Consider the following 14,282-nt stretch of genomic DNA (forward strand, 5'->3'; position numbering starts at 1 on the left):
TCTTTTTTGATTCGGGCAAGGGACTCACATGTTCACCAGAAGGTTGGCCTCGGGGCCGAGGGAGGTTCGCACCTTCTTGTGTGCTTTGACATCGTGTGAACGCGGTGCGTGATCGGACGGCTGCGGTGACGCACCGCCATTGTGCCGGGTCGGTGCTCTTCGGCGGCCAGGCGTGAGGAGGAGGCATGCGCGTCCCTGGTAACCCCCGGGCTCAGGTGGTCGGCGTCGGGAATCGTCTCGACGTGGGAACCGTGGCCCGGGTGCGCCCGCGGCTGCACGAGGCGGTCGACTCCGGGCGCGGCGACCTGATCGTAGATCTTTCCAGGCTGGAAATGATCGATGCCACCGGTCTCGGGGTGCTGGTGGGCACGCATCGCCGCGCTGTGGGCGCGGAACGCCGCCTCATTCTGAGGGGGGTGCCGCCGAGGGTGATGCGGGTGCTGGCGGTGACCCGGCTCAACCGGGTCCTCACCGTGGAACTCCCCATGGCCGCGGTGGCCTGATCCGGACGGCCGCCGGGGTTCGGGGCGACGGCGGCGCCGGAACACATCGGAGGACGGGCCTGGCGGGCCCGTCCTCGTCTCCCGCCCGCATCAGGTCACGAAGGCCCTGTGGAAGATGTGCGTGGCGGTGTCGATCAGCCTGCCGACCGGAGGCGGGTCGTCGGCCAGGACCCACTCGATGAGCAGTTCCTGGACCGCTCCGATCATGCCCAGCGCGAGAAGGCGCTGGTTGGCCTTCGTGACCTCCGGCAGGTCGGCGACGTTCGACTCGATCGTCCTGATGAAGGCCTCGACCGCCGACTGCCTGGAGGTGGTGAGGCAGTCGCCCGCCCGGCGCACCTCCAGATGCATGATGCGCGCGCGGCGCCTGTCGCCGGTGACGAAGCTGATGTAGCTGGTGACCCCTGTCTTGACCCGGGAGGCCAGGGTGTCGGGGGCCTGGTCGATGGCTTTCGTCATCTCCTCCAGCGTCTCGCGCACGCACCGGTCGTACACGGTCTGCATCAGCTCGTCGCGACCCGAGAAACACTCGTAGAAGGCGCGGTTGGAGATGCGTGCCGCGGCGCACAACCTCTCGATCGTCGTTTCCGGGAATCCGGGGTCGGCGTAAAGATCGTACGCCGCGGAGATCAGGCGCTCCCGGCGTTCCTCCAGCCGCTCCTCCGCTGACATTCCCCGGTAGGACCGTCCATTCATGTCAAGCTCCCGCAGGTCAGCGCGAGGTTGACAGATACTCGCTTTATCACTTCCACCTCATGGTTCTGGCCCCCGGAATCAACCATTATGGGTGCAAGATCCTTTTTGCGGAAGGGCCGTTGTATTATTGCTTACATCCTTCGTGCAAGAAGGTGACAAGTCTGAGTAGCCGGTCAAGGTCCTCCGCTCGCGCGCATGAGGTGAGGTCCATTCCCGGAGGAGCGGGAAACCCGGTTCCGGCTCGTGGCGGCCCGGAGGGCGAGGGCCCCGGGCCGGACGCGGAGCGTTCCAGGGGGGCCGTGCGATCGCCCGGTGGGTGGGCAGGTCCCGGCGCCCGGCGCCCGGCGGTGAGGGGGGCCTCCGGGCCGGACTCCGGGCCGGTGGGAGGGCTGCGGCCTGAGGCCTAGCGGGTGAGCAGGCCCCGGTCCAGGGCCGTGGTCACGGCGGCGGTGCGGTCGGAGACGCCGAGCTTGCCGAAGACGCGCAGCAGATGGGTCTTCACCGTGGTCTCGCTGATGAACAGGGTCCTGCCGATCTCCGCGTTGGTCAGCCCCCTGGCCACCAGGGAGAGCACCTCCGTCTCGCGCGGCGACAGCGACTCGGCCACCGGAGCCCGCATCCGGGTGACCAGCCTGGTCGCCACCGACGGCGACAGCACGGTCTCCCCGCGCGCCGCCGAGCGGATCGCGGCCAGCAGGTCGGCCCTGGAGGTGTCTTTCAGCAGGTAGCCCGCCGCCCCGGCCTCGACCGCCCGTACGATGTCGGCGTCGGTCTCGTAGGTGGTCAGCACGACCACCCGGCTCTCCGGCCGCCCGGTGAGGATGCGCGAGGTGGCGCTCACGCCGTCCCCGTCCGGCATGCGCAGGTCCATCAGGATCACGTCCGGTGCGAGCTCCCCGGCCCGCACGACGGCCTCGTCCCCGGACGCCGCCTCGCCCACCACCGTGATCCCGGGATCGGCCTCCAGCATGCCTCGAAGGCCCTCCCGGACCACCGGGTGATCGTCGACGATCATCACGCGAAGCATGTGTCACACCTTCTGAGCGGGCTGGTCGGGCTGGTCGGTCCTACCGGGCCGGCCGGTTCTGTCGCCGGGGGCGTCGGGGGCGTCGGGCGGGTCCGAGGGATCGTCGGCGGCGAGGGCGGGCCGGTCGATGGCGACGCCGGTCGGGTCCGGGAGGTCGTCGGCGGCGAGGGCGGGCCGGTCGGCGGGGACGCTGGTCGGGTCCGTGAGGCCGTCGGTGGCGGGAAGGTCGGTGGCGGGAAGGGGGAGCCGGTCGGTGGGGACGACCACCTCAAGTGCCGCACCCCCGCCGGGGAGCCCCGCCACCGTGAGGGTCCCGCCGACCTGCTCCACGCGGGCGCGCATGCCCCGCAGGCCGTACCCCTGGCACCCCTGGCACCCCTGGCCGCCGTGCGGCTCGAAACCGCGTCCGTCGTCGCGCACCTCCAGCCGCACGGAGCCGTCCCGGTAGGCGATCGAGACCGTGACGGACTCCGCGGCCGCGTGCTTGCGTACGTTGGCCAGACCCTCCTGGGCGGCGCGGACGAGCACCACCTCGACCGGCGCGCTCAGCGGCCGGGACTCCCCGCGCACCTCGAACCCGCCGGACAGGCCCGTCTCCTCGCCGAGCCGGTTCGTCAGCCGCCGCAGCGCCTCGTCCAGGGTCGAGCCGTCCAGCGGCGCCGGGCTGAGCGTGGTGACCAGCAGGCGTGCCTCGGTCAGGTTCTCCCGTGCCGTCTGGACGGCCAGCGCCAGGTGGCGGGACGGGTCCGGCTGCGCCTCGGCCGCCTGGATCAGCATGATGATGCTGGTGAAGCCCTGCGCCAGGGTGTCGTGGATCTCCCCGGCGAGCCGCTCGCGCTCGGCCTGCGCCCCGCGCTCGGCCGAGAGCCTGGACACCTTCGCCCGGCTGCTCTCCAGCTCCTCGATGAGCGCGGCCCGCTCCTCGCTCTGCCTGGTGATCCGCTCCATCCAGATGCCGAAGATGGTGGAGAAGAAGATGACGATGGTGGCGACCATCAGGAAGTTGAACGTCTCCGGTTGCCCGACCAGGAACAGGTAGCGGATCATCGGGGAGAGGTTCAGCGCGACCACGGCGATCATCGCCCGCCTGGCGGGGAAGACGATGAAGCACTGCGGGCAGAGTCCGAACAGGGCGAACGTCGTGTACGACGCGATGAGCCCCGGGGGAGTGAACAGCGCGATCAGCAGGGCGATGTAGATCGCCCCTCGCAGCCGGTCACCGGTGACGATCGCCGGGCGGCCCAGCAGGACGTAGAGCGGCAGGATCGCGAGCAGGCAGCCCGCCACGATCACCTTCTCGCGTACGGGCACGTCGACGGTGAGCGCGGTCCAGGTGGGCAGGAGGAGCCCGAGGGCCAGGAGCACCTCCCAGCCCCACAGCGACTCCCACGCGTGGGCACCGGCCCCCCGGGCGGGAGGCTCGGTGTCGTCGGTGGGGTTCACCCGTCGCGGCGGCTCTTCCAGCGGAACGTCATCAGGCACAGCACCAGTCCTCCGATCGCCCAGGCTCCCAGAACCAGGGCGACCCGGTCGAGTTCGTATGATTTCGCGACCTCAAGCGCGGCACCGGCGTCACCCAGGAAGACCGACCGGAACCCCTGGCACATCCACTTGAGCGGGAAGACCGAGGCGATGTTCACCAGCCAGGACGGCAGCTGCCCGATGGGGATGAACACCCCGGAGATGAACTGCAGCACCACGAACGGCATCGCGATCACCGCGCTGGCGCTCTTGGCCGACCGGGGCAGGCTGCTGATCGCGACCCCGAGCAGGGACGAGCCGACCACGCCGAGCACGAACACCCAGGTGAAGGTCACCCACCGGGACGCCTCCGACGGCAGTTCCAGGCCGAACAGCGCGACCCCGATGGCCAGCAGGATGACGACCTGCAGGAAGGAGACGAACAGGGTGTTGAGGGCCTTGCCGATGAAGTAGGAGGTACGGGGCAGCGGGGTGCCCGCCAGCCGTTTGAGGGTGCCGTCGTCGCGGTCCATCGCGACGTTGATGCCGAGGTTCTGGAACCCCGTCATCGCGGCGGTCCCGATCAGCCCGGCCACGTAGAGCTGGGAGACGGTGAGGCCGGTCCCCTCCATCTCGCCGGAGAAGATCGAGCCGAAGAGCACCAGCATGATGATCGGGAAGGCGAAGGTGAAGATCACCGCGTCCCGCTCGCGGAAGAACATCCTGTTCTCGATCATCATCCGTGACAGCCCCAGTCGCATCACGGAAGGTTGCCCGGCGCGGACGGCCGGGGCGAAAGGTCGGGCAAGGGTCTGGCTCATCTGGTTGGTCACCTCGGGGGATCGGTCGACGCTCGTACGGGAGACGGTCAGGCGGGGGTCTCGATGAGGCGGAGGTAGACGTCCTCCAGGGTGGGACGGGTCACGGCCAGTTCGGGGACCTCGCCGTCGAAGTGGGCGGTCAGCTCCAGGACCGTCCTGGTCGGCGTGTCCGTCTCCAGGGAGCGGCGCTCACCCGCTTCGGACCAGCTCACCAGGGCCTTGGCGGTGGCCCTGCCGCCCAGGGTCTCCGGCTCGCCCTCGGCCACGATCCGCCCCCCGGAGACCACGGCGACCCGGTCGGCCAGCGCCTCGGCCTCGTCCAGGTAGTGGGTGGTCAGCACGATCGTGGTGCCGCCGCGGGCCAGGCCCCCGATCAGCTCCCAGAACTGCCTGCGGGCCTCCGGGTCGAACCCGGTGGTCGGCTCGTCCAGGAAGAGCAGCTCCGGATCGCCGATCACCCCCAGCGCGACGTCCACCCGGCGCCGCTGGCCACCCGAGAGTTTCCGGATGCGCTGGTCCGCCTTCGCCGTGAGCCCGACCTGCTCGATCACCTCGTCCGGGTCCTTGCCCCCCGGGTAGTAGCCCGCGAAATGCCGCACGGTCTCCCGTACGGTCGCCTCGGCCACGTCGTTGGCCGTCTGCAGCACGATGCCGATCCGCGAACGCCACGCGCGGGTGGGCTTTCCGGGGTCGACGCCCAGGACGCTGACCTCCCCGGCGTCCCTGGTGCGGTGCCCCTCCATGATCTCCACGGTGGTGGACTTCCCGGCCCCGTTCGGGCCCAGGATCGCGAACACCTCGCCCGCGTGGATGTCGAGATCGATCCCCCCGACGGCCTGGACGTCGCCGTAGCGCTTGGTCAGGCCTCTCACTCTTACCGCTGTGTCCATGTCCCAAGCGTCGCGTTCACGGGACTCGCGCGGCACCAACGTTCGATGGAACCCCGTGTCCACCGAACGGAGGACACGCGGCCTCGTCATTCCTCGGCACGCGCCCTCGGGGCCGGTCTCCCGCCTCCGTACGTCTTCTCTGAGCCCTGGCAGCATTCGGGCCACGTCGTCGTTTCCACCGCGTGATCGGCTCTTCTCCCGTCACAAGAGGACCTTCTGCCGTTGGGGGAACCGCACAACGGCCGGGGAGCGCGAGGGGGAGGGCCGGAAGGCTCTCCGTCCGGGGTTCGGGGCGGCGCCTCGGGAGGCACAGCCCGCGCCTGGTTCGCGCGGAGCGCCGGGGTCGGTGAGGTCGGTGAGGTCATGAGGTCCGCATTCGCGCGGAGCGCCGGGTGGTGAGGTCGGTGAGGGCCACGCCGTCAGGCCACGAGCGGCTTGAGACACTTCTCCCATGTCCCCGATGTCCTTCGCGCTTCTTGTTCTCGGTATCGCGTTGCTCGTCGTCACGAACCTGCCTCGCCGAGGCCGGACGACGTCGTACGAGAACGCGGACCACGGGGGCGTGGTCGTCTACTGGCGACCCGGTTGCACGTACTGCATGAAGTTGCGCACGCGCCTGCGTTTCACGCGGCTGCGCTACAGCGAGGTCAACATCTGGCGAGATCCCCGGGCGGCGGCGTTCGTCCGCTCGGTCGCGGACGGGAACGAGACCGTACCGACCGTGACCGTGGCCGGGAAGGCGATGGTGAACCCGTCGAAGGCCCAGCTGCTCGAAGCGGTCAGGACGCGCACCCCGCACCTGGCGTCCGGCGACGGGAAGCCGGCCGGGGAGCGTGACTGACGGAGCAGCCGCCCTCTCGGCCGCGGGATCGCGTCGCGGACATCCCCGCCGGTAGGCCGGCCGTCGGCGCGTCGAGCGTCGAAGCTCAGAACAGGGTGTCGTTGCGCTCGATGCCGCGCAGCTCGTCGTAGTCGAGGGTGACACAGCGGATGCCGCGGTCCTCGGCCAGGGTCTTGGCCTGGGGCGCGATGCTCTGGGCGGCGAGGATGCCGGCGACCGGGGCGAGCAGGGGGTCGCGGTTCATCAGCTCCAGATAGCGGGTGAGCTGCTCCACCGCGTCGATGTTCCCGCGGCGCTTGAGCTCAACGGCGACGGACGCGCCCGTGTGGTCGCGGCAGAGGATGTCGACGGGGCCGATGGCCGTCATGTACTCGCGGCGGACGAGCGTCCAGCCCGCGCCCAGGGTGGTGATGTGCTCGGCGAGCAGCTCCTGCAGGTGGGCCTCGACGCCGTCCTTGATCAGGCCCGGGTCCACGCCCAGCTCGTGGCTGGTGTCGTGGATGATCTCCTCCATGGTGAGGACGAGCTTCTCGCCGGTCTTGCCGTGGGTCACCGTCCAGGTGCCCTCCTCCTCGCGGAGCTTGCACGGCGGGTTCATCCAGTTGAGCGGCTTGAAGGCCCGGTCGTCGGCATGGATGGAGACGCTGCTGTCGGCCTTGATGAGGATGAGCCGGGGCGCCATCGGGAGATGGGCGGTGAGCTTCCCGACGTAATCCACGCTGCACCGCGCTATGACCAGACGCATGACCGAACCCTATCGGCCGGACGGGGCCCGGATCCCCGCGATCCGTCCAGACGCTCCGGCGGCCCGGCCGCCCGGCCCGTCCGCGCCCCGGTGAACGAAGACGGACTCCCCGAGCCGTACCCGTACGGCTCGGGGAGTCGCGTCCGCCGAGAGGGAGGGCCTCAGGGTCAGCGCATCGCCTCGGAGAGCTTCACGCGGGCGCCGGTGCGCAGGACCGCGCGGCTGTAGATGCGCGCGCCGAGCATGAGGGTGCCCGCCGTCGCCAGCAGCATCAGGACGGCCGCCACGGCGATCTCCCAGACGAGCACCTCGCCCCCGGCCATCCTGACCGGCATGACCATCGAGGAGAACGGCGGCACCAGCGACAGGATCCTGGCCACCGCGCTGTCCGGCTGGACCGCCGCGAAGTAGGCGACCAGGTAGGTGATCATCATGAGCATCGTCATCGGGGTCAGGACGCTGTTCGCGTCCTCCTGCCTGGACACCAGCGACCCGAGTGCCGCCGCCATCGCGGCGAAGAAGGCGTACCCGAGGACGAACCAGAACAGGGCGCTCACCACGATGCCGGTCATCCCCGGGGGCAGGTCGGCCGCGAGGCCGGTCGCCGCCGCCGCGCCGAGACCGGCGACGATGATCACGACCATGTTGGCCAGCGCGAGCGCGCCCAGTCCGACGATCTTGCCGCCGAGCAGCTGCCAGGGGCGGACCGAGGTGAGCAGGATCTCCACGATCCGGCTGCCCTTCTCCTCGACCACGCCCATGGCGACGTACATGGAGGAGTAGATGAGCAGGAAGAACAGCACCATCACCAGCAGGGAGGCGATGCCCACCCGCACCCCCGCGTAGCGGGCGTCGGCGCCGACCGAGACCTGTTCCAGCGGGGCGACCCGCATGGCGGCGGCCACCCTGGCCGGATCCAGGCCCGCCTCGGACAGCTGCCGCTGGGTCTGGACGGTCTGGTTCGCGGTCTCCAGCAGCAGGCCGAGCTCGTCGTCGACCTCGCCGTCGGCGAGTACCCTGCGGCCGTCCACCACGGCGGCGTCCACGTCGCCCGCGGTGACCGCGCCGCTCGCGGAGGTCTCGTCGGGGAACTCCCTGATGGTGAGCTTCGTGTCCTTCGCCGCGGCGGTCAGGGCCGGTACCAGCGCCTGCGACTGCGCTCCGGTGAGTCCCACGGTGTAGGAGTCGGGCCCGGAGAAGAGCTTGGGCAGGAACGCCAGTGCCGCGACCAGGACGGCGCTGACCACGAGCCCGATGACGAACGCCTTCGTACGGCCGCGCGTGACGATCTCCCGCCGCGCGACCAGCCACAACCCGTTCACGCGACGGCCTCCCTGAAGATCTCGGTGAGTGTGGGACGCTGCCAGCCGAAGTGCTCGACCCTTCCGGCCTTGACCGCGAGGTGCAGGATCTCCTGGCCGTCGCCCTCGACGCCCGTGACGAGGATCTCGTCACCCTTCTCGACGACCTCTCCCGGCAGGGAGGCGGTCCAGCCGGGGGAGGCGTCCCTGACGACGAGCCTGAGCCGGCCGCGTCCCTCCCGCTCGCGCAGCTCCTCGACCGTGCCGCTGGCCGCCACGCGGCCCGCGGAGATGATGCCGACCGAGTCGCAGAGCCGCTCGACGAGGTCCAGCTGGTGGCTGGAGAAGAGCACCGGCACGCCCGCGGCGCACCGCTCGGCGAGCACCCCGGCCAGCGCGTCGACGGCGAGCGGGTCCAGCCCGGAGAAGGGCTCGTCCAGGATGAGCGCCTCGGGGTCGTGCACCAGTGCCACCGCGAGCTGCACGCGCTGCTGGTTGCCCAGGGAGAGCGCGTCCACCGCGTCGTTCGCGCGCTCGGTGAGCGAGAGCCGTTCGAGCAGCTCGCCGGTGGCCTTTTTCGCCCCGGCCGGGGTGAGGCCGCTGAGCCTGCCGAAGTACTCGACCTGCTCGAAGACCCGCATCTTCTGGTAGAGGCCGCGCTCCTCCGGCATGTAGCCGAACCGGCGCCGGTCGTCGAACGTCAGGGCCTTGCCGTCGCGGCGCACGGAGCCCGAGTCGGCGGTGAGCACGCCCATCAGGATGCGCATGGTGGTGGTCTTGCCCGCGCCGTTCGCCCCGACGAAGCCGAACATCTCGCCGGGCCTCACGGAGAACGTCACGCCGTCCAGGGCGACCTTGTCGCCGTACCGTTTGTGCAGGTCGTCTATCTCGATCATTGGGGGGATCCCTCGGTGAGGCGCCTCAACACGGAGACGTAGTCATGGAACGCCCGGCGGCCCTCGTCGGTCATGGCCAGCCAGGTGCGTGGACGCTTACCCACGAAGGCCTTCTCCACGTGCACGTAGCCGGCCTCCTCCAGGGTGATGATGTGCTTGGAGAGCAGCGAGTCGCTGATCTCGATCGTGTCGCGCAGGAATCGGAACTCGGCCTTGTCGGTGGCCGACAGGGCGGCCATGATCGACAGCCGGACGGGCGCGTGGATGACGTCGTCGAGGTCGTGCCGGGGGTGTGAGCCCGTGCCACCCCCGCCGCCCCCCGCGCCACCGCCCGCGCTCCTCGTGCTTCCGGCGTCGCGCGCCGCCCGGTCCGCGCCGCCGCCCGTACGACGCGTGCGGCCCGCCTTCTGCGTGCCGGTCGTGTCGCCGCCGGTCGCGCCGTCGTCCGGGGCGCCGTTCACGTCGTCGTCCAGACCGTCGTCCGGGCTGTCGTTCGGGCCGCCGTGCGCGTCGCGCGCGTTGTGCGTCGTGCTCACCGCTCCGCCCGCAGCACGCGCCATGCCGCGTAGAAGGGCGGCACGCTCGCGCAGAGGGAGAGCGCGATCAGCGCCGCGCTCCAGCCGCCGCCCGGGTCGTCGGGCTGGAAGAACGCGCCGAACACGAACACGATCACGACCAGCGCGACGTACGAGATCGTCACGGGGCCGTTCGACTTGTTGGCCCAGGTGACCTTCGGATCCTGGACCTTCATGCCGCCGAGGTATCCGACGAACAGGACGGTCAGGATGATCCACGCCACCCCGGCCGCGGCCCGTGACCAGGCCGGACCGAGGAACATGACGGGCCAGTAGACGATCGTGCCCAGGCCGACGACCGCGTAGAGCAGGCCGACGACGCGCGCCGGGCGCCGGGTGCGCCGGTCGACCTCGGCGATCCGCCGCAGGGCCTCCTCCGGTGTCAGCTCGTCCTTCACGTCTCCTCCTCTGCTCATGTTTTCAAACAGTAGTTACTACTCAACTCTCATTCAAGTACTTTCTGTCCGCTCTTTGGCTACCCGACCGGCTTTTGGGGTAGCCGCTACCTCTCTGGGAGACTGTTGCGATGCCGGAAAGGGCGGTTCACCACGTGGGGTGGGCCTGGCGGGCAGGGTGGGAGAGCGATGACGAGCACTTTTGAGGCGGCCGAGGTGACCGGGACGACCTGGGCGACCTGGGCGGCCGGGACGGACGGCCTCGGCGCGGCGTGGGGCCGGAGCATCCGAGCCCGGCCGTGAGCCCCCGCAAGGCCCGCCGCGCCGACCCCTTCGACCGCGGCGGCAACCGGGGACACGCCCGTCCCGTCGGTGGCTCCGTGCCCGGCGTCGACCGTACCGAGGAGTGGCCCGACGGCGACTGGCAGGTGCGCCGGGTCACCGGCGGCGCGGCGGACAAGGTCTACCGCTGCCCCGGCTGCGACCAGGAGATCAGACCCGGCCTGCCGCACCTGGTCAGCTGGCCCGCCTGGCAGGGCGGGGAGGACGAGCGCAGGCACTGGCACACCGCGTGCTGGCGCAACCGGGTCAGGCGCGGTCCCGGCCGAAGCAGATACTGACCGACCGGCGCGACCGGCCGCGACGGACATGACCGGCCGCGACCGGCACGACTGACCACGACGGGCATGACCGGCCGTGACCGGCACGACTGACCACGACCGGCGCTCACGCCGACCGGACGAAGCGGATTCGAGGAGAGACATGGAGATTCGGGCCTCTACGGTGCTGCCCGCGCGCAGGGAGCCGATCGAGCTGCACACCGGCGACGGCCTGACGCTCGTCGGCGAGCTCGCCCTTCCCGCCGACCGGCCCCCGGTGGCCACGCTGGTCTGCCTGCACCCGCTGCCCACCCACGGCGGCATGATGGACAGCCACGTCTACAAGAAGGCGGCCAACCGGCTGCCCGCCCTCGCCGACCTCGCCGTGCTGCGGTTCAACACGCGCGGCACCACCTCCGACCGGGGCACCTCCCAGGGCGCCTTCGGCGGGGGCGAGGACGAGCGCATGGACGTCGCCGCCGCGCTGGAGTACGCCGACTTCCACGACCTGCCCCGGGTCTGGCTGCTCGGCTGGTCCTTCGGGACCGAGCTGGCGCTCAAGTGGGGCCGCGACCCGCTGGTGGAGGGCGCGATCCTGCTCTCCCCGCCGCTGCACCGGGCCACCGACGCCGACCTCGACGCGTGGGCGGAGTTCGGGCGGCCGCTGACCGCGATGGTCCCCGAGTTCGACGACTACCTGCGTCCCGAGCAGGCCCGCGAGCGCTTCTCCAGGGTGCCGCAGGCCGAGGTCGTCGGGGTGGACGACGCCAAGCACCTGTGGGTCGGCGAGCCGTACGTGCGCATCGTCCTCGACCGGATCGTCCTGCGGGTGAATCCGGCCGCCCACCCCCTGCCCACCGAGGTCCCGGACGCCTAGGAGCCCGTCCGGTCCGGACCTCGCACGGGACCTTCGCCGCCGTATCGCCGGGCGGGTCCCGTTCGTTGACGGTGGAGTCATCACAACAACGTCATAAACGGTTGAGGAACCGGGGTGTCAGGAGGGGACCCCGGGAATACGGTGGACGGCGTGCAGCTGTACACACGGTCGGCGGGAGAGGGGCTTCCGGTCGTCCTCCTTCACGCGTTCCCCCTCTCGTCGGCCATGTGGCTGGCCCAGCGGGAGGGGCTGTCCGCGGTCTGCAAGGTCATCACTCCCGACCTGCGCGGCTTCGGCGGCTCGGTGCTGGGCGAGGACGAGCCCTCCCTCGACGTGATGGCCGACGACGTCGTACGCCTGCTGGACCGCGAGGGTGTGGACCGCGCGGTCGTCGGCGGGCTGTCCATGGGCGGCTACGTGACGATGGCCCTGTGCCGCCGCCACCCCGACCGGCTGCTGGGGGTGATCCTCGCCGACACCAAGGCGGGGGCCGACCCGGAGGCCGCCAGGTCCAACCGCGAGCGGATCGCCGCCGAGGTGCTGGAGGAGGGCACGTCCGTCCTGCTGCGGGAGGTGCTCCCCGGGCTGGTCGGGCAGACCACCGTGCGGCGCAGGGCGATGGTGTTCGGGCGGGTGCGCGGGCTCGTCCAGTCGGCCCCGCCGACGGCCGTCGCCTGGGCGCAGCGGGCCATGGCGGGCCGCCCCGACTCCTTCGACACGCTGCGGGCGCTCAAGACGCCCGTCCTGGTGATCGTGGGCGAGGAGGACGAGATCACCTCGCCCGCCGAGGCGGGCGCGATGGTCGAGGCCGTGCCCGACGGACGGCTCGCCGTGATCGAGAAGGCCGGTCACCTCAGCGCGGTCGAGCAGCCCGAGGCGTTCAACCGTGCGGTGTCCGGCTTCGTCGCCGAGCTCGCCGGGGGATCGCCGCCTCGCGGGTGAGCGGTGCTCGCCGAGGAATGACCGCCTCGTGGGTGAGTGGCGCCTGCCGGGGATGACCGCTTCGCGGACGGGCGGTGCTCGCCGAGGGATGACCGCTTCGCGGACGAGGGCGCGATCGTCGCGGCCCGGGGCGGGCGGGCCCGTACGACCCTGGCCGCTACGACCCGGGCGGCGGGGGGAGAGAGACGGGCCAGGGAACCTGGCGCGGGGACGGAAGCGGGGAACAGGAAAAGAGCCTGGCGACCGTGAAGGTCACCAGGCTCTCTCGTAGCCGTCACCAACGCCCCGAGTCAGCGGCGGCCTACTCCTGCCACCACTCCGCGTCGTCGTCCTTCGTCTCGGCCCTGGCGGGCGCGGGAACCGGCTTCTCGGCGCCGTTGGAGGCGGCGGGGATGGCCGGCTTCGGCGGCGCCGCGGCGATCGCGGGCTCCGGGTCGGCGGCCGGGAGCGGCGCGCCACCGAGCAGCTGACGCAGCTGCGCGAGGTGGCTGGTGATGCTGTCGCGCTGACGGGTCAGCTCGTCGACCTGGCGCTGGGCGACCGAGCGGCTGCGCTCGGCCTCGGCCTTCGCCTCGGAGACGATGGACTCGGCGCTCGCCTTGGCCTCGGACACGACCTGGTCGGCGTTCTTGCGGGCGTTGGCCAGCAGCTGCTTGGCGTGCGTGTCGGCCTCGCGGCGGGTTTGCTCGGCCTGCTGCGTGGCCTTGGTGGCCCGCTGCTCGGCGGTGGCCGCCCGCTGCTCGGCGGTGGCCGTCAGCTGCTGGGCCGCGGCCTGCGCGTTGGCGTGACGCTCGGCCTCCTGGCGCTCGGCCTCCTCGCGCCTGGCGGCGAGCTGGATCTCGAACTCCGCCTCGTCCTGGGCCCGCTTGGCCTCGGACTCCTCGAGCACCCGCTGGGCCTGGGCGCGCATCTCGTCGGCCTGGCGCTTGGCGGTGGTGAGGACCTCGTCGCGCTCGCGCTTGGTCGAGGCGCGCAGCTGGGCCACCTCGCGCTCGGTGGTGGTGCGCAGCTTGGCGATCTCGCGCTCGGAGTCGGCGCGCTTCTCGGCGACCTCGTGGTCGGCGGTGGCCCGCAGCTTGGAGACCTCGCGCTCGGTGGTGGCGGTCAGCTCGTCGGCCTCGCGGCGGGCGGTCGAGCGGATCTCCTCGGCCTCGCGCTCGGCGCTGGTGCGCATCTCGTCGACCTCGCGGGTGGCGAGGGCGCGCTTCTCGGCCGCCTCGTTCTCCGCGGCGGCGCGCAGGTCGGCGGCCTCGACCTTGGACGCCGCCTTGATCTCGTTCGCCTCGGACCTGGCGGCCTGGACCAGCTCGGTCGCCTGCTCCTCCGCCAGGCGGAGCAGCTGCTCGATGCGGGCGCCGAGCCCTGAGTAGGTCGGGCGCTCCTGCTCCTGAAGCTGGCGCTGGGAGTCGGACAGATCCCGCTGCAGGCCCTGAACCTGCTCCCGGGACTGCCGGAGCTCGCCGTCGAGCTGCTTCAGATGGTCGTGGACCTGGTGCCGGTCATAGCCACGGAGCACCACGTCGAATTCCCGAGCGGGGGCGTCTTCAAAGAAGTTGTTGAGCTGGGCGTCGATGTCGGACTGCATGGAGGCTCGATCCTGGGTTGTCGAGACGGCTACACGGGCCGGACGGGGGTTTCAGGCATCCGAAGCGGGAGCCGGGGCGGGATCCACGTCCGGTGGTACGCCAGCGTACTCCGCCGGTGCCGAGTTGG

16 protein-coding genes are annotated in these 14,282 nt (G+C 71.2%); 5 read left to right on the forward strand and 11 right to left on the reverse strand.

Going from position 1 to position 14,282, the window contains the following annotated elements:
* The first annotated feature begins 185 nt into the window (after window positions 1–185).
* On the forward strand, window positions 186–503 hold the full coding sequence (locus ACFFRH_RS08910) for an STAS domain-containing protein (protein WP_344744689.1): 318 nt from the start codon (window positions 186–188) through the stop codon (window positions 501–503).
* Window positions 504–593: 90 nt separating this feature from the next.
* Here ACFFRH_RS08910 and ACFFRH_RS08915 read toward each other — a convergent pair whose 3' ends face one another.
* The 5 genes from ACFFRH_RS08915 to ACFFRH_RS08935 form a co-directional block, all read right to left on the reverse strand.
* Window positions 594–1,199 carry a TetR/AcrR family transcriptional regulator gene (locus ACFFRH_RS08915; protein WP_344744691.1) on the reverse strand — a complete coding sequence of 202 codons (606 nt, stop codon included), beginning with the start codon at window positions 1,197–1,199 and terminating at the stop codon, window positions 594–596.
* Between the two features lie 403 nt (window positions 1,200–1,602).
* Window positions 1,603–2,226 carry a response regulator gene (locus ACFFRH_RS08920; RefSeq protein ID WP_344744693.1) on the reverse strand — a complete coding sequence of 208 codons (624 nt, stop codon included), beginning with the start codon at window positions 2,224–2,226 and terminating at the stop codon, window positions 1,603–1,605.
* A 3-nt stretch (window positions 2,227–2,229) separates the two neighbouring features.
* A complete protein-coding gene (locus ACFFRH_RS08925) occupies window positions 2,230–3,708 on the reverse strand; it encodes a sensor histidine kinase (RefSeq protein WP_386155501.1) in 1,479 nt (492 codons plus the stop codon).
* Window positions 3,666–4,448 carry an ABC transporter permease gene (locus ACFFRH_RS08930; RefSeq protein WP_386155503.1) on the reverse strand — a complete coding sequence of 261 codons (783 nt, stop codon included), beginning with the start codon at window positions 4,446–4,448 and terminating at the stop codon, window positions 3,666–3,668. Before ACFFRH_RS08930 ends, ACFFRH_RS08925 begins: the two co-directional genes overlap by 43 nt.
* A gap of 107 nt (window positions 4,449–4,555) precedes the next feature.
* Window positions 4,556–5,398, reverse strand: a complete 843-nt coding sequence (locus ACFFRH_RS08935) for an ABC transporter ATP-binding protein (RefSeq protein ID WP_386155505.1) — start codon at window positions 5,396–5,398, stop codon at window positions 4,556–4,558.
* Window positions 5,399–5,849: 451 nt separating this feature from the next.
* Here ACFFRH_RS08935 and ACFFRH_RS08940 point away from each other — a divergent pair, with 451 nt between their 5' ends.
* Complete coding sequence (locus ACFFRH_RS08940) at window positions 5,850–6,239, forward strand: glutaredoxin domain-containing protein (RefSeq protein WP_386155507.1); 390 nt, start codon at window positions 5,850–5,852, stop codon at window positions 6,237–6,239.
* An 85-nt stretch (window positions 6,240–6,324) separates the two neighbouring features.
* On the opposite strand, the gene nucS is transcribed toward ACFFRH_RS08940, so the two are convergent.
* The 5 genes from nucS to ACFFRH_RS08965 form a co-directional block, all read right to left on the reverse strand.
* Window positions 6,325–6,984, reverse strand: a complete 660-nt coding sequence (nucS, locus tag ACFFRH_RS08945; protein ID WP_329091017.1) for an endonuclease NucS — start codon at window positions 6,982–6,984, stop codon at window positions 6,325–6,327.
* Between the two features lie 167 nt (window positions 6,985–7,151).
* Window positions 7,152–8,306 carry an ABC transporter permease gene (locus tag ACFFRH_RS08950; RefSeq protein ID WP_386155509.1) on the reverse strand — a complete coding sequence of 385 codons (1,155 nt, stop codon included), beginning with the start codon at window positions 8,304–8,306 and terminating at the stop codon, window positions 7,152–7,154.
* Window positions 8,303–9,181 (reverse strand): ABC transporter ATP-binding protein, encoded by an 879-nt coding sequence (locus ACFFRH_RS08955; protein WP_344749449.1) that lies wholly within the window; start codon window positions 9,179–9,181, stop codon window positions 8,303–8,305. The genes ACFFRH_RS08950 and ACFFRH_RS08955 overlap by 4 nt, the downstream gene beginning before the upstream one ends.
* Window positions 9,178–9,717, reverse strand: coding sequence for a winged helix-turn-helix domain-containing protein (locus ACFFRH_RS08960; RefSeq protein WP_386155512.1), 540 nt, complete (start codon window positions 9,715–9,717; stop codon window positions 9,178–9,180). Before ACFFRH_RS08960 ends, ACFFRH_RS08955 begins: the two co-directional genes overlap by 4 nt.
* A complete protein-coding gene (locus ACFFRH_RS08965) occupies window positions 9,714–10,172 on the reverse strand; it encodes a hypothetical protein (protein ID WP_386155514.1) in 459 nt (152 codons plus the stop codon). Before ACFFRH_RS08965 ends, ACFFRH_RS08960 begins: the two co-directional genes overlap by 4 nt.
* Before the next feature lie 278 nt (window positions 10,173–10,450).
* Between ACFFRH_RS08965 and ACFFRH_RS08970 the strand changes: the two genes are divergently transcribed.
* From ACFFRH_RS08970 to ACFFRH_RS08980, 3 genes are all read left to right on the forward strand, one after another.
* Window positions 10,451–10,771: an Rv1322 family protein gene (locus ACFFRH_RS08970; protein ID WP_350973539.1), complete on the forward strand. Its 321-nt coding sequence runs from the start codon at window positions 10,451–10,453 to the stop codon at window positions 10,769–10,771.
* Window positions 10,772–10,913: 142 nt separating this feature from the next.
* Window positions 10,914–11,627: an alpha/beta hydrolase gene (locus ACFFRH_RS08975; protein ID WP_386155516.1), complete on the forward strand. Its 714-nt coding sequence runs from the start codon at window positions 10,914–10,916 to the stop codon at window positions 11,625–11,627.
* Window positions 11,628–11,777: 150 nt separating this feature from the next.
* Complete coding sequence (locus ACFFRH_RS08980; RefSeq protein ID WP_386155518.1) at window positions 11,778–12,569, forward strand: alpha/beta fold hydrolase; 792 nt, start codon at window positions 11,778–11,780, stop codon at window positions 12,567–12,569.
* A 301-nt stretch (window positions 12,570–12,870) separates the two neighbouring features.
* On the opposite strand, the gene ACFFRH_RS08985 is transcribed toward ACFFRH_RS08980, so the two are convergent.
* Window positions 12,871–14,154, reverse strand: a complete 1,284-nt coding sequence (locus ACFFRH_RS08985; protein WP_386155520.1) for a DivIVA domain-containing protein — start codon at window positions 14,152–14,154, stop codon at window positions 12,871–12,873.
* Window positions 14,155–14,282 lie beyond the last annotated feature (128 nt).

Source organism: Streptosporangium vulgare, from assembly GCF_042428775.1.
Taxonomy (GTDB): domain Bacteria; phylum Actinomycetota; class Actinomycetes; order Streptosporangiales; family Streptosporangiaceae; genus Streptosporangium; species Streptosporangium vulgare.